General features: G+C 43.1%; 16 protein-coding genes and 1 pseudogene. 15 read left to right on the top strand and 2 right to left on the bottom strand.

Annotated features, from left to right (window positions below):
• Window positions 1-600: 600 nt before the first annotated feature.
• From BUB94_RS06460 to BUB94_RS17475, 10 genes and pseudogenes are all read left to right on the top strand, one after another.
• Entirely contained in the window at window positions 601-849 is a 249-nt protein-coding gene (locus tag BUB94_RS06460) for a hypothetical protein (RefSeq protein WP_073235257.1), read from the top strand.
• 103 nt (window positions 850-952) lie between these two features.
• Entirely contained in the window at window positions 953-1657 is a 705-nt protein-coding gene (locus BUB94_RS06465; protein ID WP_083538143.1) for a restriction endonuclease subunit S, read from the top strand.
• An 11-nt stretch (window positions 1658-1668) separates the two neighbouring features.
• Window positions 1669-3219 (top strand): type I restriction-modification system subunit M, encoded by a 1551-nt coding sequence (locus BUB94_RS06470; RefSeq protein ID WP_073235263.1) that lies wholly within the window; start codon window positions 1669-1671, stop codon window positions 3217-3219.
• A 39-nt stretch (window positions 3220-3258) separates the two neighbouring features.
• A complete protein-coding gene (gene dinD / locus BUB94_RS06475; RefSeq protein WP_073235266.1) occupies window positions 3259-4116 on the top strand; it encodes a DNA damage-inducible protein D in 858 nt (285 codons plus the stop codon).
• A gap of 44 nt (window positions 4117-4160) precedes the next feature.
• Window positions 4161-4946 (top strand): PD-(D/E)XK nuclease domain-containing protein, encoded by a 786-nt coding sequence (locus BUB94_RS16700; RefSeq protein WP_175549685.1) that lies wholly within the window; start codon window positions 4161-4163, stop codon window positions 4944-4946.
• A gap of 13 nt (window positions 4947-4959) precedes the next feature.
• Entirely contained in the window at window positions 4960-5496 is a 537-nt protein-coding gene (locus tag BUB94_RS06485) for a DUF6680 family protein (protein ID WP_139260153.1), read from the top strand.
• A complete protein-coding gene (locus BUB94_RS06490; protein WP_073235272.1) occupies window positions 5493-6749 on the top strand; it encodes a restriction endonuclease subunit S in 1257 nt (418 codons plus the stop codon). The genes BUB94_RS06485 and BUB94_RS06490 overlap by 4 nt, the downstream gene beginning before the upstream one ends.
• Before the next feature lie 29 nt (window positions 6750-6778).
• Window positions 6779-9880, top strand: coding sequence for a type I restriction endonuclease subunit R (locus tag BUB94_RS06495; protein WP_073235275.1), 3102 nt, complete (start codon window positions 6779-6781; stop codon window positions 9878-9880).
• Complete coding sequence (locus BUB94_RS06500; protein WP_073235278.1) at window positions 9877-10584, top strand: M48 family metallopeptidase; 708 nt, start codon at window positions 9877-9879, stop codon at window positions 10582-10584. The genes BUB94_RS06495 and BUB94_RS06500 overlap by 4 nt, the downstream gene beginning before the upstream one ends.
• 409 nt (window positions 10585-10993) lie before the next feature.
• Window positions 10994-11131, top strand: a pseudogene (locus BUB94_RS17475) (excalibur calcium-binding domain-containing protein); the annotation flags it as partial.
• Window positions 11132-11215: 84 nt separating this feature from the next.
• On the opposite strand, the gene BUB94_RS16705 reads toward BUB94_RS17475, so the two are convergent.
• Entirely contained in the window at window positions 11216-11383 is a 168-nt protein-coding gene (locus tag BUB94_RS16705; protein ID WP_175549686.1) for a hypothetical protein, read from the bottom strand.
• A 374-nt stretch (window positions 11384-11757) separates the two neighbouring features.
• Here BUB94_RS16705 and BUB94_RS06510 point away from each other — a divergent pair, with 374 nt between their 5' ends.
• The 3 genes from BUB94_RS06510 to BUB94_RS06520 are packed head-to-tail and all read left to right on the top strand — an operon-like array spanning window position 11758 to window position 12728.
• A complete protein-coding gene (locus BUB94_RS06510; protein ID WP_073235432.1) occupies window positions 11758-12312 on the top strand; it encodes a hypothetical protein in 555 nt (184 codons plus the stop codon).
• The gene (locus BUB94_RS06515) at window positions 12299-12487 is read left to right on the top strand and encodes a hypothetical protein (RefSeq protein ID WP_073235281.1); all 189 of its coding nucleotides are present in this window, start codon (window positions 12299-12301) and stop codon (window positions 12485-12487) included. Before BUB94_RS06510 ends, BUB94_RS06515 begins: the two co-directional genes overlap by 14 nt.
• A 43-nt stretch (window positions 12488-12530) precedes the next feature.
• Entirely contained in the window at window positions 12531-12728 is a 198-nt protein-coding gene (locus BUB94_RS06520) for a hypothetical protein (RefSeq protein WP_073235284.1), read from the top strand.
• A 3-nt stretch (window positions 12729-12731) separates the two neighbouring features.
• Here the strand turns inward: BUB94_RS06520 and BUB94_RS06525 are convergent, their stop codons facing one another.
• Window positions 12732-13298, bottom strand: a complete 567-nt coding sequence (locus BUB94_RS06525) for an OB-fold protein (protein ID WP_073235287.1) — start codon at window positions 13296-13298, stop codon at window positions 12732-12734.
• Between the two features lie 93 nt (window positions 13299-13391).
• Here BUB94_RS06525 and BUB94_RS06530 point away from each other — a divergent pair, with 93 nt between their 5' ends.
• Both BUB94_RS06530 and murC read left to right on the top strand, forming a co-directional pair.
• Window positions 13392-14678, top strand: coding sequence for an RluA family pseudouridine synthase (locus BUB94_RS06530; RefSeq protein ID WP_073161619.1), 1287 nt, complete (start codon window positions 13392-13394; stop codon window positions 14676-14678).
• A 23-nt stretch (window positions 14679-14701) separates the two neighbouring features.
• A complete protein-coding gene (murC, locus tag BUB94_RS06535; RefSeq protein WP_073235290.1) occupies window positions 14702-16135 on the top strand; it encodes a UDP-N-acetylmuramate--L-alanine ligase in 1434 nt (477 codons plus the stop codon).
• Window positions 16136-16160: the final 25 nt, after the last annotated feature.

Genomic DNA, 16160 nt, shown 5'->3' on the forward strand with positions numbered 1-16160 from the left:
TTCGAACATTTCCTTGCAAAAGAATGTACAAAAAAAGTTTTCGCAAAAACCACATTTTTGGGGGGTGTTCCGTATGAACTGGCCATTTTGGCGTATGAATGAAGAAAAAAATGCATTTTTCTGATTTTTGATACTGAACAAATGAGTAAAATTTACAATAAATGCTGTTCAAATTAGCAGCTAAAAAGTGGGGGAAGTACGTTGGATTGCATCCAAAAGGGTGTCCCAAAAACGGGAAAGTGCCTCGGATTGCATCCCAAGGCAAATCCATTACGCGGGAAAGTGTGTCGGATTGCATCCCAAGGCAAATCCATTACGCGGGATGGTGCGTCGGGTTGCATCCCAAGGCAAATCCATTACGCGGGATGGTGCGTCGGATTGCATCCCAAGGCAAATCCATTACGCGGGATGGTGCGTCGGATTGCATCCCAAGGCAAATCCATTACGCGGGAAAGTGCGTCGGATTGAATCCTATGGGTATCCCTTGCGCGGGATGGTGCTTCGGATTGAATCCAACGGACGGAGGTTTGCTCCTATATTTGGTATAGGAATCCAAGAAGGAGTTGCTTATGTCTAAATATGTAGTCAAGAACATTCAGTGTGGAATTCGAGGGCTTCCCCAACATCTACAAGACGGATGAATCGGTGTATACCCGCATGATGAACAAAGGTGCCGAAAGTGAAGAAGAAGCCGACAAGCTCTCCATAGATGAATGGAACGACCTTGAAACCGAATTTTTGGTAAATCTGAACGAAAATAATTCGGTTTACAGCGGAGATGGCGAAATCCCCAAATGCGACGCCGAACGCGCCTGGGAACAAGGCGTGGAGCTGGGGGAAGAGGAATAAGGCTAAGAGGGATAGTAGGGATTTGTTTAGGTCGTTTCGGGCGACCTTTTTTGTTGGAATTATGCTTCTTTGATGGGTGTGGTTAATTCATTGTTGTCACAAAATGAGCGGAACAAAAATATTTTCAAAAATATCCCCGTTTGTCCTGCTTTTTGATTATATTTATCTCTGTAAATCACAAATGGTACAAGACAAAATGTTTTTGAAAGATGTTGCAACTATACGAACAGGGGTCGTTTTAGCTCGAAAAAGGGCAAATTCTGACGAAATTGAGCAAATGGAGGACCTTGAGGGGGAGGCTCCAGAATATCTTGCGTTGAATTTGAAGAGCGTTTCGGACTCCGGTGAAATTGACCCGTCAAAGGTAGAATATCTTTGCACCAAGGAACATTTGAGTGATGTGTTTTTGACGCATGAAGACGATATCTTGATTCGTTTGAGCGCCCCTTACACAACTATGTTGATTACAGGGGAACACACGAACCTTTTGGTTCCTTCCCATTTTGCGATTATTAGAGTCATTCCAGAAGAAGCGGATGCAGCCTTTGTTTTCCACTTTCTACAGGATAAATCTACAAAACAACAAATTCTCCAGAATGCAAACGGATCTTCATTCTTAGGTACCATAAATTCGGGCTTCTTTGCAACTATCCAAATTCCGGATGTTCCGTTGGAAAAGCAAAAGATTATCGGCAATATGGTTCGCCAGGCAAAACTAGAACAGTTCTTACTAAAACATTTGGCTGAAAAGAAACTCAAACTGCGTCAGCTCACCATCGAAGCGGCTTACAAAAAGTTTAAAAAATAAGGGATAGAATAATGACAACAAAGCAAAATATTGAAAAAGTTCTTTGGAATGCCTGCGACAGCTTCCGTGGTAAAATCGATAGTTCCCGTTATAAGGATTATATCCTTTCCATGCTGTTTGTCAAGTATCTGACCGATGTGTATGCGGAAACCCGTGAAAAGTATGTCAAGCAGTACAAGGGTGACGAACAGCGTGTTGCTCGTGCCATGAGTCGCGAACGTTTTGTGATGGAAGAATCTTCCTCGTTCACTTATCTCTACAACAATCGAAACGATTCCGAAATCGGTCAAAAGATTAATGTTGCCTTGGCTGCTATTGAAAACAACAATAGCGCAAAGCTTCACAATGTGTTCCGAGCCATCGACTTTAATTCTACAGTGGATTTTGGTGAGCCAAAGGAAAAGAATGCAATCCTCAAGAATCTTCTTGAAGATTTCAAGGATCTTGACTTACGACCTTCTCAGTTGAGTAGTGCCGATATTATCGGTGACGCCTACGAATATATGATTGCAAACTTTGCTTCGGATGCCGGCAAGAAAGGTGGCGAATTCTACACCCCGAGTAAGGTCTCTGAACTTGTGGCAAAACTTGTGCAGCCCAAGGAAAATGACCGAATTTATGATGGTACCTGCGGAAGTGGCGGCCTTTTGCTCAAGGGGTTCCATCAGGTTGAGAGCAAGAAGGTCCGTATTTATGGTCAGGAACAGAACATGCAGACATGGGCTCTCTGCCGCATGAACATGTTCCTCCATGGCGTTGATGACGCCGTAATCTGGCAGGGCGATACCATCGCGAACCCAGGCAATATCGAAAACGACAAACTGATGAAGTTCCAGTGTATTGTTGCCAATCCTCCGTTCTCCCTGGACAAATGGGATAGCGGTTTCCTTGGAGAAAATGCCGATAGCGATAAAAAAGCCAAGATGACGCCGGATATGGATCCTTACCGTCGTTTTGACTGGGGCATTCCTCCAACATCCAAGGGCGACTATGCGTTTGTGATGCACTACCTTCATAGTCTTGATGATGCCACTGGTCGTATGGGTATTGTGTTGCCTCACGGCGTCCTTTTCCGCGGAGCAAGCGAAGGCAAAATTCGCCAGACGATTATCGAAAAGTTTAATTTCCTGGATGCAGTGATTGGGCTTCCGGCAAACCTGTTCTATGGTGCAGGCATTCCTGCATGCATCCTGATTTTCCGCAAGAATCGCGGTTCCAACGACAAGGTTCTTTTTGTGGATGCAAGTGGTGAAGGTAACTTTGAAAAAGGCAAGAACCAGAATATCCTTCGCGATCAGGATGTGGCTCGTATCGTAGAAACCTACAAGAACTATCGTGAAAATCCTGACTTTGAAGGCGAAGATAAGTATAGCCATGTTGCAACTCTTGAAGAAATCAAGAACAATGACTACAACCTGAATATTCCTCGTTATGTAGATACCTTTGAAGAAGAAGAACTGATTGATATCAACAAGGTCCAGGATAATATCAAGTACATCGAAAAGGAACTTTCCAAGGTCCAGAAGCAGATGGCGGAATACATGAAGGAACTGGGGTTGTAAACCATTTTCGTGAGTCCACGAAAATGGTAAGGAGAGAATATGGAAAAGAAACAGATTGAAGCCATTAAGGACACTTTCGATAAGTCTTTGCAGCATTACGAAAATACGGATATTGAATATTGGTATGCTCGTGATATGATGAAACTGCTTGGCTATGAACGATGGGAAAATTTCGAGAAGGCTATTGAACGAGCTGTAACAGGGTGTAAAACAGCTGGAGGAGAACCTGAAAACCATTTTCGTGAGGTCACGAAAATGGTTGCGCTTGGAAGCGGTGCAAAAAGAGAAGTCAAGGACTTCATGCTGACGCGTTATGCTTGTTATTTGATTGCGATGAATGGCGATCCTTCTAAGGAAGAAATTGCCTTTGCTCAAGGATATTTTGCAATCCAGACAAGAAAGCAAGAACTGATTGAAGAACGTGTAAATTACATAGAAAGAACCTTGGTTCGCAATCGTTTGAAGGAGTCTGAGAAACGACTTTCTCAAAACATTTATGAGCGAGGTGTTGATGATTCCGGCTTTGCTAGAATTCGTTCTCGTGGAGACCAGGCTTTGTTTGGAGGAAATACAACAAAGGCGATGAAGGCGAAGTATGGTGTTAGCGAAAACAGACCTTTAGCTGATTTTTTGCCCACGCTTACCATAGCAGCAAAAAATCTTGCAACAGAAATGACCAACGTTAATGTTGAAACCAAGGACTTGTTCGGAGAGCCTGCAATTACAAAAGAACATGTTCAAAATAATGTAGGCATTAGGGAATTGCTTGTTAATCGAGGCATCAAGCCAGAGGATTTACCTCCGTCTGAAGATATTAAGAAACTGGAACGACGTGCGAAAACACAGGATAAACAGGTTAAAATGTCAGGTGGCTTTCCTTCAGATGTTGAAAAATAGAGATTATCATTTTCGTGAGATAACGAAAATGATGTGGAGTGAGTATGAATAAGGATGAAGTTTTAAATAAGTTGAAGGAATTGCTGAGCAAAGGTGAAATTATTGTTGCTAAGGCTTTTCAGAGGCAAACAAGTTCGTTTACTAGCGATTATTTTTGTGATAAAGCTAAGTTTTTATCTTGGCTATCCGCGGTTTTGACTGTCCTAAAAAATTTTGAATTGCAGCATACTGAGTATGCAGAACGTCTTGAAAAATATAAGGGAATCACCTTAGCTAGACGTCCTCTGGTTAATGAAGCTGTACAGCAATTAGATGGATTAATTGGTGCGATTGAACAAGATGATGTTGTTGTTGGAAAAAGTGGAATTTGCGAAAGTTCTCTGAATGACTTAGAAAACATCTTCAATAAATTTGCTCGCGTCGCGAGGCAATTGCGCACTCGTCATGACAATAGAGAAACCTTAACTATAAAAGACGAATATGATGTGCAGGATTTATTGCATGCTTTGTTGGTTTTACATTTTGATGATGTTCGCGATGAGGAATGGACTCCTTCGTATGCAGGAGGTTGTGAACGAATGGATTTCTTGCTAAAAGATTTACAAACGGTTATTGAAGTGAAAAAGACCCGTCCTTCCATGTCAAAAAAGGAATTGGGCGAGGAGCTTATTGTAGACATTGAAAAGTATAAAGCTCATCCGGATTGTAAACAACTGTACTGTTTCGTGTACGATCCAGATGGATATTTAGGCAACTCTATTGGCATGAAAAATGATTTAGAAAAAAATCACGATGGATTTGTGAAGATTTTTATTAAACCGGAAATTTAAAAAGAGGATGATTGTGAATAATATAGATTGGATAAATATATTAAGCTTAGCTGGAACGGCTTTGGTATCAGGTTTAATCGCTACTTTGGTTACGTTATATTGGCAAAGAAAAACAGCTTCGAAAAATCAAAAATTAAAAATATTTGAAGTCGTAATGCATTATCGTTATGATATTGCTGCGGAAGAAAATGTGAAAGCATTAAATACTGTTGATGTATTCTTTTATAAGAATCAATCCGTACGTAAAGCATATGCCAATTTTATTGCGGAGACTAATAAGGGACAAAACGCAAATATAGCAGACAAATATTTACGATTGTTGGAAGAAATGGCAAGGTCTTTAGGATTAAAAAACATTCGATGGGAATGTATAAAAAATTATTATTATCCAACAGGTCTCGCAAACAGAATAAAGGCAACAACAGATCTTATTAATACACAAATTATAAGTAATGTCGAAATAGCAAAATATCATCATGATAGAAATGAATCTGATGGAAGTGATTTGTTACCCAAAATCCCCGTTACACCAAGAGGAAATGTAAAATGACTCCTAAGATTGAGAAACGAATTAAGCTGGTGCAGGCGGGGAAGGTTCCGGCTGGGTATAAGAGAACAAAGATTGGAATTGTTCCGAAAGAATGGCATGAAGTTCGCTTTCATGACATGTTTTCACGATTGATGCGGAAAAATAAAGAAGGCAATACAAATGTTTTGACAATTTCTGCTCAATACGGCTTAATAAACCAAGAAGAATTCTTTAATAAGACTGTTGCGAGTGATGACAAGTCAAATTATTTCTTGCTTGAAAAAGGGGAGTTTGCGTATAATAAGAGCTATTCTAGTGGCTATCCTTTTGGAGCGTTGAAGCGTCTTGATTTGTACGAAAAAGGTGTTGTTTCTCCGCTTTATATTTGTTTTTCAGCCAATGCAGCAAATGAATGTCCCGATTTTTATGTGCATTATTTTGAGGCTGGTTTAATGAATAAGGAAATTCAGGCTTTTGCACAAGAAGGTGCTCGTAATCATGGTTTGCTAAATATTGCTGTTGATGATTTCTTTAACTCAAATTTACTTTGTCCTCCGAAGAAGGAACAGGAAAAGATTGCGGAGATTTTGGCTGCGCAGGATAGGGTGATTGCTCTTAAGGAAAAACTGATTGCAGAAAAACAAAGGCGTAAACATTCTTTAGTGGATTTTTATTTGAATTATAAAAATTGTAAGGAAATTCCCTTGAATGAAATCTGCGTACTTAATGATACTTGTGTAAAAAAAGAAAATGAAGAAAAAAGCTTCTATTATTTAGATATTGCATCGGTTAATAATGGTAGAATTGACATTCCGCAAAATAAACAAAAAATAAAAGATGCTCCCGTTAGAGCAAGGCGATTGATAAAAAAATATGATGTTCTTATGAGTACAGTACGTCCTTATCTACATGCGTTTGCTTTTATTGATTTTGATGCACAAGAATTTGTTGCTTCAACCGGTTTTGCTGTATTGTCTTTTAAGTCAAAATTTGATTCGTATTTAGTATATCACCAATTATTTTCTAGAAAATTAGATAAACAGTATGAAGCTTTACTTGTGGGCGGAAACTATCCAGCATTGAATTCTAAAGACATTGAAAATTTGTTGGTGTTTATTCCTTCTCAAGAAGAAAAAAAAGAGAAAATATATAACCTTCTTTCCGCTGCTGATGAAGAAATTTCCCTTTTGCAGAAGGATCTTGAACAGGAAAAATTGAAGAAAAAGTCCTTGATGCAGTTGTTACTTACTGGACTTGTACGAGTTTCTGCTTAGTTGTTCGAATTTACTTTTAGAGGTGCCTTATGAGTTTCAAAAATCAGTCAGACATCATGTTAGAAGATAACATCAGCAAGTATCCTGCCATAGAATTGCTGACAAAGCTTGGCTATACTTTTATCTCTCGTGAAGATTGCGAACAGAAGCGCGGAACTCTTTACAATGTTCTTTTGAAGGATGTGCTTCGTAAGCAACTTCAGAAGATGAATACCTTTGAATATGGTGGCGTAAATTATCGATTCTCTCCCGAAAATGTGGAAAAAGCCATCAACGACCTTGATGTTCCTCTTACCGAAGGACTCGTTAAGACTAGTGAACGCATTTATGATGCCTTGATGCTCGGTAAAAGTTATCCAGAAACTCTTACGGATAGCACTACCAAAAGTTTCAATCTCAAGTATATCGACTGGGAAAACTTTGAAAATAACGTGTTCCACGTAACTGAGGAATTTCAGTGCGAAAGCTGGGATAAACGAAATAACGCTCGCCCGGATATTGTCCTGTTTGTGAATGGAATTCCCTTTGCCGTCATTGAATGTAAGGCCCCAACCATTAGTGAAGACCAGGCTGTAGAGCAAAACATAAGGAACCAGGGCAAGGATTACATTCCGCAATTGTTCAAGTTCACCCAGATTCTGGTGGCAACAAATAAGAATAAGGTGAAATACGCTACAACAGGAACCGGAAAGAAATACTGGAATGTGTGGCGAGAACAAAATCAAGAATGGCAAAGTAAGCTGGTGGAACAGCATGTTGTCAACCGGGAACCCACCGAACAAGACCGCATTTTGGTTTCATTATTTGATCATGAAAGACTTCGCAAGTTCGCGAAGTATTTTGTGCTTTATGACGGCAAGATAAAAAAGATATGCCGTTACCAGCAGTTCTTTGCTGTTGAAGAAATTATCAAGACCATCAACCAGAATGATGAAGAAGGCAACCGTCAGAGCGGTTTCATTTGGCACACCCAGGGAAGTGGCAAGTCCTTGACCATGGTCATGGTGGCTAAATATATCCTAGAAGAAATGAGTTCCTGTAACCCCAAGGTGGTTATTGTTACAGATCGTAAGGAACTGGATAAGCAGATTGCCAATACATTCTCCCATACAAGACTTTCTCCCACCCGAGCTACCAGTGGCAAGAACCTTTGTGACTTGATTAATGAAGACTCTGCTGATGTTATCACCTCGATTATCAACAAGTTCAATACGGTTGAAAATCAGGGCATAAAGAACAAGTCTAGGGATATTTTCGTACTAGTTGATGAAAGCCATCGTTCCAATTATGGTTCGTTGGCCGCCAAGATGCGTATTGTTTTCCCGCATGGTTGTTACATCGGTTTCACTGGAACTCCGCTTCTGAAAAATGAAAAGACCAAACTGAAATTTGGTAAAATCATCCATAAATATACCATTAAGGATGGTGTGGAAGATGGGGCTATCGTTCCTCTGATTTATGAAGGCCGCTTTGTTGAACAAGATGTTGATGAAAAGAATATCGACCTTTGGTTTGACATGGTTACAAAAAAGTTGAGCAAGACTCAAATCATAGACCTAAAGAACAAGTGGAGTAGCATTCAAAAGCTCACATCTAGCGATACTCGTATTAAACGCGTTTCTATTGATATTTACCAGCATTTTATGGATAACTTTAAGGCTTCTGGCTTTAAGGCAATGTTGGCATGTAACTTTAAGCGTGACGCGATACGCTACAAGGCTGTATTTGATCAATTATGCGATATTACAACGGAAGTGGTGATTTCAGCGCCGGATATGCGTGAAGGTCACGAAGATATCGACGAAAGTAATGATAGTCTTGTTCAGGGCTTCTGGAAAAAGATGATGGATCGTTACGACAATGCTGACGATTATGAGGATTCCTTAAAGAACAAGTTTATTGATGGTGAAATCGACATTCTCATAGTCTGTAGCAAATTGCTGACAGGTTTTGATGCCCCGAGAACCCAGGTTCTTTATATCGATAAGGAACTGAAGGAACATGGCTTGTTGCAGGCTATTGCAAGAACAAACCGTCTTTATGACGGCAAGGACTTTGGTTTGATTGTTGATTATCGTGGATTGATCGGTAATCTTGATGAAGCCATGGAAATGTATAGTGGCGCGGGTCTTGAAAACTTTGACAAGGAAGATATCAAGGGTGTTGTCGTTGATGTAATGTCCTATGTTTCTCGGCTCCGTGAATCCTATTCTCAATTGTGTGACATTTTCTCTTCCCTGAAAAATAAGCGAGATGAAGAGGAAATAGAATTATTGCTTGCCGATGGCGATATTCGCGAGAACTTCTACAATGCTCTTTGCCTTTTTGGCCGCCGATTGACCATGGTGCTGAATTCCGAGAAGGCTTTCGTTGCTTTTGACCGAAAGGAAATCGAAGAATATCAGTCAGCTTTCATCTTCTTTTCAAAAGTTCGTCGCAGCGTAAAGATCCGTTATGCGGACGCCATAGACAATTCTGTTTATGAAAAACAGATGCAGAATTTGCTGGATACCTATATGTCTGTGGGTGATGTTCAGCAGATTTATGAGCCGGTAGATATTCTTGATAAGCCGGCGTTTGAAAAAGCTGTGGAAAAAATGGAATCCCCGCGTGCCAAGGCTGATGCTATTGCGTCACATTTGACAAAAAGTATTCAGTTGAACCACGATGAACATCCTGAATGGTACGAAAGCTTCTCCAAACGAATCAAGAAGGCTCTAGAAGCCTTTAAGCAGAAACTCCTTGATGAAGCTCAGTATTTAAAGGAAATGAAGGAGATTCTTAAGGATTACCGCGAAGGAAATTCTGGAACGAGCTATCCTGACGAAATCAAGGGAAATCCCCATGCAGAAGCATTCTATGGCGTAATTTGTGCGGAATTGGTAAAAGCCATTGATATGGATGCCAATCGTTTTGTCGTTACTGAAATTACTCTGGAAGTGACTTCTATTGTTCAGAACAATGTTAGTGTTGACTGGCAGAATAATACGGACATTCACAATCGCATTCGCCAGGATATTGATGATTTGTTCTTTGATATGGAAGAAAAATATGAATTGAAGGTTGACTTTGATGTCATCGACAAAATAGCTGAAAATGTTATTACCGTTGCTTTGAGGCGCTTTAAATGATTCGAATTGTCGAAACCGATTTAGGGCAAATCAGCTACAATTTGGAACGCAAAGATGTAAAGAACATCAATTTGCGTGTTAGAGCTGATTTGACGGTTTATGTTTCTGCTGCCAAAAGTGTTCCAGTTAAGAAAATTGACGAATTAGTATTCAATCGTGCAAACTACATTTTCAAAGCTCTTGCAGGATTTAAAAAGTCTGCGGAACATAAGAACGCGACAAAGCAATTCGTTGATGGAGAATCTGTTGAATTCTTGGGCCATAATCTTCGTTTAAAAGTCGTTCAGGATATGAATCGACATGTAGAATGTGACGGCAGTTTTGTAACCTTATTTGTGAAAGATTCAAAGAATTATTTGGAAAAATGCAATCTGTTGAATCACTGGCTTCGTGCAGAATTCAAAAAACTGATTGAAGAAATTTGCATCGCATATTATCCTAAGTTTAAGAAATATGGGGTCGAGTATCCTAAAATTCAGTTTCGAGCCATGATTTCCAGGTGGGGGAGTTGTCAAAAGAAAAGTAATTCCATGACTTTCAATACGGCATTAGTTGCTGCACCTAGATCAAGTATTGAATACGTGGTCATGCATGAGTTTACACATTTGCTGCATCCGAATCATTCAAAGAAATTTTACCAGCAGTTATCGACATTTATGCCCGATTGGGAAGAAAGAAAGAAAAGACTGGAGGAGGGGAGATGAAGTTAGCATTAGTATCATTTACAATCTCTTTGATTTTATTTTGGACGGTTAATATACCGTTGTTTTTATTTGGCTCTATTTTGTCAGCTACCCATTTTTGTAAGCTTCCCCATAATCAGTTCATTATTACTGAAAATATATATTAAAAAATGTGTGGGTTCCTCTTGATATGAGTACCGAATTACAAGACGTTTCGGAAAGATATCCTAATTGATAGTCGAGGATTTGTTATCTTTGGAATATGAATTTCCGTGTTATTAGCCTATTGGCCGTGTTGGTTGCTCTATTTATTGGCTGTTCTACACCCACTGTTCCTTGCGATAAGGATTGCGAAGAAGACGAAGATTACTCAGCTCCGTCCCATAAGAATAATGGGTCGTCTACTCCTTCAAAAAATGAGAATAAGGGGTTTGTTTGTGATGGCCGTGTTTACTGCAGCCAAATGACAAGTTATGAAGAGGCTCTGTTCTTCATAAGAAATTGCCCCGGCACAAAGATGGATGGCGACGGCGACGGCGTTCCTTGCGAAAGCCAATTCGGAAGATGATTTGCCGAAATTTTAAGCAAGAAGGCCACCCCTAAAGGGTGGCCTTTTCTATATGGTTTGCGGTTCTAGTCTGCGAAACCCCAATTATTGCATTTCCTTCTGCAGTTCAAGAACTTCTGCTTCGGATAGTCCGGTGAACTCAACGATTTCTGCAATCGGCTTTTCTTTTTCGAACATCCTACGCGCGACAGCCACCTTTTCTTCTACCCGTCCCTTCTTGTAGCGAATGTTCAGTTCCTGTTCGAGAGTCATATAAGCCTTCCTTTTTCTGCTTAATATAAACAGGGATTCTTTGCGCAGTCAAGTGGCACAAATTAGGGCAAATTTTTACCCTAATTTGGGGCTATTGACGTCTGTTTTGGGGTGGTGTATATTTTACCCGTATTTCACCAATCCTTGCGACAGTCGACATAGACTTGCATAAGTCCGTACGTGCATTCGCGGCAAGGCTCATTAACCATCTGGTTGATGTTGTTGGATAGCTGGCAGGAGACGCAGCCTGCTCATTACGTAAGCCAGGGAATACCCCTGCCAACAACAGTGCTAGAACATCACAAAATCAGAAGAATGCTATCGATCATTTTCCCGACGTGGGGAAAATGATGGTTTTAACGTACAGAGGATATATGCAATATACAGAAATAGGGTGCGTGGATATTTGGCTTGACGAAATAGTCCCATGCCTTAAGGATAATGAAACCGGCGAGATAAAGGAAACTGCTGTTTTTAAGATAGAGAGCAGGTCTTTTCTAGACAATTTTACAGAGGAAAAAGGGTGGGGGATAGACTGGAATAAGATTCCCAAGGAAATTGATGTATTTGCCCTTGGATTAAAAGATTCAGGAGAAATTCAGGGGCTTGTAGCTGTTAAAAATGAACCTGAATCCAAGGTTGTTCAGCTGCATTGGGCGTGCACTGCGCCAAGAAATAACAAGCATCTGTTTGGTTCGCAAAGGTATGCTGGTGTCGGAGGTCATCTTTTCGCCATTGCGGTGGATATGTCGATTAAATGGGGATATGAGGGATATGTTTATGGCTATGCTCTTAACAAAGAATTGTTAAATCACTATATTGAAGTTCTAGGGTGCTTTTTTGTCGGTATCCGCCACCCTTATCACTTCCTCTTGGAGCCTAAGTCTGCAAGGAAACTTTTGGAGAATTACACCTATGAGTGGAAATGAAAAGACGATGAATTTGGCTGACAATCATGGTGAATATGTGGCGAACATTGACCCTTACAAGGTGGCTCCATCTTGCCGGTATGATCATCGTGCCTTGGTTGCGTATGCAGAACAAGTCGGCAAGTCAATAAACGACCTATCATTAGAGGAAAAAGCTCAATTCATTGAGAGATAGTTTGCAAAAAAATGATTATCTTTCTTACAAAGGAAGATAATCTATGTCTCTCTACGACGAAAATGCCTACGAACAGTGCCTTAATGAAGAGAAGAAACTTGATGACGAAAAGCGCAAGGCCGAACGTATCAAAAGGATGCGTGGCTGGCTTGGAGTGAAGGGCGCGGTTACCGGGGGAGGTCACCCCGATGATAACGGCCCCCTGCTTTATGGTGACGGCCATTCCGGCTGGAACCGTTAACTTCTAGCGATTTACAAGGCATTCCTTTGCCAGGACGCCCATGATGTTGCCGCCATCTACGATGGTGCAGGTGATGGTCGCCTTGTTCCCTTTTACCAGGGTGGCCAGGTCTTTTTTGGCCGAGGTGGGGAAGATGGCCTTGATGGTTTTTGAGCCCAGGATTCCGCAGTTGTTGATGTGAACCGTCGAAAAGAGGAGCATGTCGTTGACGGATTCCACGCATCCCGAGAAAGAGACCCGCTTTTCGTTGAACATTTCGCCGGCGCGGATTTCGTTGTCGTTGAATTCCTTGAGCAGTGTCTTTGCAGTGGTGGTGATGGACCCGTTTGCGTTGTGGATGATGGCGTCGGGATTGGGTTTCGAATCTTCGTACATGGTGACTGCCATGGATACGCAGACCGCGATAATCAATACCAGCACGATTCCCACGATAATTGCGATCTTGAACCAGATCGCTTTCTTTTTTGCAGGTACTGGGCGAGGCAGGGGGCTCTTTTGCGGAGTCCCGCAGTGAGGGCAATACTCGTGCCCTTCACCGATATCCCTTGCACATCGTATACAGTATCGCATACCGATTAATATAAATCCAAAAAGTCTGAATTGTACTGTTTGCTGTATTCCAATCTTAAATGGGATTTGGCTTTTTTCTATCTTTACCCTTGTATGAATTATCTCGTAGACGAAAAGAAGAATGGTGAACGTATCGACAAGTTCCTTGTTGGCGTTCTTGAAAATGTTTCCCGTACCGATGTGCAGAAGATGATCGCTGCCGGCGAAGTGAAGGTGGGTGGGGTGGCCACTCCCAAGAACTTCCGTGTAGAAACGGGTATGGTGGTGGTTTGCGGTGAAGTTCCCGAAAAGGAAGCCTCTACCCTGGAACCGGAAGAAATTCCTCTGGATATCGTTTACGAAGATGACGATATTGTGGTGATCAACAAGCCCCGTAATCTGGTGGTGCATCCGGGTGCCGGCGTAAAGGGCGGTACCTTGGCCAACGGTTTGCTGTACCATTTCAAGGAAAACCTTTCTACCATCAATGGCGCTCTGCGCCCGGGTATTGTCCATCGTTTGGATAAGGACACTCCGGGTTTGATGGTGGTTGCCAAAAATGACAACGCTCACCGTCACCTGGCACATCAGTTGGAAACCCGCACTTTGCACCGCACCTATAACGCTCTGGTGTGGGGCCATGTTCGCGACTTGGAAGGTACCATCGATGCGCCTATCGGTCGCAATCCCAAGAACCGCTTGAAGATGGCTGTGGTCAATGGCGGCAAGGAAAGCCGTACCCATTATACCGCCAAGAAGTTCTTTAATTTTGCAACCCTTCTGGAACTGCAGCTGGAATCCGGCCGTACTCACCAGATCCGCGTGCATAGCCGTTACATGGGCCACCCTGTGGTGGGCGATCCCTTGTACGATGGTCGCGAAGGTTGCCTGAACCGCGTGTCTCCCTTGATGCGCGAATATGCAGAACAGGTTCTGGAAATTGCTCCGGCCCAGTTGCTGCAGGCTGTGAAGATTGAACTGATTCACCCGACTACCGGCAAGAAGATGAAGTTCAAGGTTCCTCTGGAAAAGCCTTTCGACAAGGTGCTGAAACTCTTGAAGAAGGAATGCCCCGAAGACGCTCCCAACTTCTCTGAAGACGATACCGCCTTCCGCGAACTGGATCCCGAAATGCGTTTTGAGGACGAGGGCGATTACATCGACGAATACGAAAGCGACGAACTCCTGGCTATCACTCCGGAAGAGGCCGCTCCCTATAAGGAACGTAAGACTCGTGCCCAGCGTTTTGCTGAACGCAAGGAACGTGCCGCCGCCCGTAAGGCCAAGGCTGCCGAACGCAAGCTCATCAAGCAGATGAAGGCCGCCCGCAAGAAGGGAATTGCCAAGGAAGACTTCGTAGAACCCGGTTACGAACCCACAATCGATCCGAACCTTTTATAATTGGCGCAGGAGCCGCCTGAATTATGGAAGCTTATTTCTTTATTGGTGTTGCTGGTGTTGGCATGAGTGCCATTGGCCAGTACTTGGTTGGCCGCGGTGTTGATGTTCGCGGATCTGACCGTCAGTTTGGTGAATATCTTGCAGGCAACTGCGAGAAGCCCCGGGTTATGGAACAGCTGGAGGAGTGCGGTATCAAGTGCTTTGCCCAGGATGGTTCAGGTGTTTCCGCAGACTTGACCGCCGTTGTGGTCAGCACCGCCATCGAAGATTCCAATCCGGATTTGAAGCGTGCCAAGGAACTTGGTGTGAAGGTGATGCACCGCAGCGAAATGCTGGCCAAGATTTCCAAGGAAGCAAAGACCATTGCGGTTAGCGGTACCAGCGGCAAGTCCACTGTGACTGCCATGATTTACCACATTCTGCAGTACGCCGGTTTGCAGCCTTCTGTAATGACTGGCGCTGGCCTTGTGAACCTGCAGAAGGAAGGTAAGATCGGTAATGCTGTCAGCGGCAAGGGCGAATGGCTTGTGGTTGAAGCCGACGAAAGCGATGGAACGCTGGTCCGCTACGAACCTGAAGTGGGCCTCATTCTCAACGTGGATAAGGACCACAAGGAAATGAGCGAACTGCAGGAAATTTTCGGCAAGTTCCGCGACAACATTCTGAAGAACGGCAAGACCTTGATCGTGAATGACGCTCACCCGCTGGCAAAGCCTTTCAGCCAGGATCGTCATAACGACTTCGGTACTGAAAGCTATGTGGGCGTCCAGGGCATTGATTTCCGCACGGAAGGCCCCAGCATCATTTTCCGTTGCCGTCACAACAATGAACTGGTGAAGTTTACGGTTCCCATGCCGGGCCGCCACAATATGGAAAATGCCCTGGCTGCAACCGCAGCCGCGCTCAAGGCCGGAGTTTCGCTCCGCACCTGCGCGGACGCCCTTAGCTCTTTCCCGGGAGTGTTCCGCCGTCATCAGATTCTCGGCACCTTCAATGGCGTGACCTTGGTGGATGACTTCGCACACAATCCCGCAAAGATTTCTGCCAGCATCAAGAGTGCCCAGAGCTTTACCGCTGGCCGCGTTCTCGCCTGGTTCCAGCCTCATGGATTTGGACCTACTCGCTTCTTGCGTAACGACCTGGTGGAATTCATCAACAAGGCCCTGCGCGGTTCCGACGCGGCCTCCGCAGACGGGGAACGTGCCGCCGACACAATGTACTTCAGCGAAATCTACTACGCTGGTGGAACGGTTACTCGCGACATTTCCGCAGGCGATCTGGCCAACGACCTGGTGGCCCTTGGCGCAGATGCTCGTTACATCGAAAAGCGTGATGAATGTGCCAAGGCTATGGTCGCCGACGCCAAGCCTGGTGATACCATCCTCCTGATGGGCGCCCGCGACCCCAGCCTGGAAAAGTTTGCCCAGAGCGTCCAGAAACTGCTGGAAAACGCATAGAAACTACTTGAAAATTCCAAGTAAA

The organism is Fibrobacter sp. UWH9 (assembly GCF_900129715.1).
In the GTDB taxonomy this organism is placed as follows: domain Bacteria; phylum Fibrobacterota; class Fibrobacteria; order Fibrobacterales; family Fibrobacteraceae; genus Fibrobacter.

What these genes read in the sequence shown, in the direction of transcription:
- BUB94_RS06520 (WP_073235284.1), top strand. Translation starts at nt 12,531, where the DNA reads ATGTCTCTCTACGACGAAAATGCCTACGAACAGTGCCTTAATGAAGAG.
- dinD (WP_073235266.1), top strand. Translation starts at nt 3,259, where the DNA reads ATGGAAAAGAAACAGATTGAAGCCATTAAGGACACTTTCGATAAGTCT.
- BUB94_RS16705 (WP_175549686.1), bottom strand. Translation starts at nt 11,383, where the DNA reads ATGACTCTCGAACAGGAACTGAACATTCGCTACAAGAAGGGACGGGTA.
- BUB94_RS06490 (WP_073235272.1), top strand. Translation starts at nt 5,493, where the DNA reads ATGACTCCTAAGATTGAGAAACGAATTAAGCTGGTGCAGGCGGGGAAG.
- BUB94_RS06525 (WP_073235287.1), bottom strand. Translation starts at nt 13,298, where the DNA reads ATGCGATACTGTATACGATGTGCAAGGGATATCGGTGAAGGGCACGAG.
- BUB94_RS06465 (WP_083538143.1), top strand. Translation starts at nt 953, where the DNA reads ATGAGCGGAACAAAAATATTTTCAAAAATATCCCCGTTTGTCCTGCTT.
- BUB94_RS06515 (WP_073235281.1), top strand. Translation starts at nt 12,299, where the DNA reads ATGAGTGGAAATGAAAAGACGATGAATTTGGCTGACAATCATGGTGAA.
- BUB94_RS16700 (WP_175549685.1), top strand. Translation starts at nt 4,161, where the DNA reads ATGAATAAGGATGAAGTTTTAAATAAGTTGAAGGAATTGCTGAGCAAA.
- BUB94_RS06510 (WP_073235432.1), top strand. Translation starts at nt 11,758, where the DNA reads ATGCAATATACAGAAATAGGGTGCGTGGATATTTGGCTTGACGAAATA.
- BUB94_RS06470 (WP_073235263.1), top strand. Translation starts at nt 1,669, where the DNA reads ATGACAACAAAGCAAAATATTGAAAAAGTTCTTTGGAATGCCTGCGAC.
- BUB94_RS06500 (WP_073235278.1), top strand. Translation starts at nt 9,877, where the DNA reads ATGATTCGAATTGTCGAAACCGATTTAGGGCAAATCAGCTACAATTTG.
- BUB94_RS06495 (WP_073235275.1), top strand. Translation starts at nt 6,779, where the DNA reads ATGAGTTTCAAAAATCAGTCAGACATCATGTTAGAAGATAACATCAGC.
- murC (WP_073235290.1), top strand. Translation starts at nt 14,702, where the DNA reads ATGGAAGCTTATTTCTTTATTGGTGTTGCTGGTGTTGGCATGAGTGCC.
- BUB94_RS06530 (WP_073161619.1), top strand. Translation starts at nt 13,392, where the DNA reads ATGAATTATCTCGTAGACGAAAAGAAGAATGGTGAACGTATCGACAAG.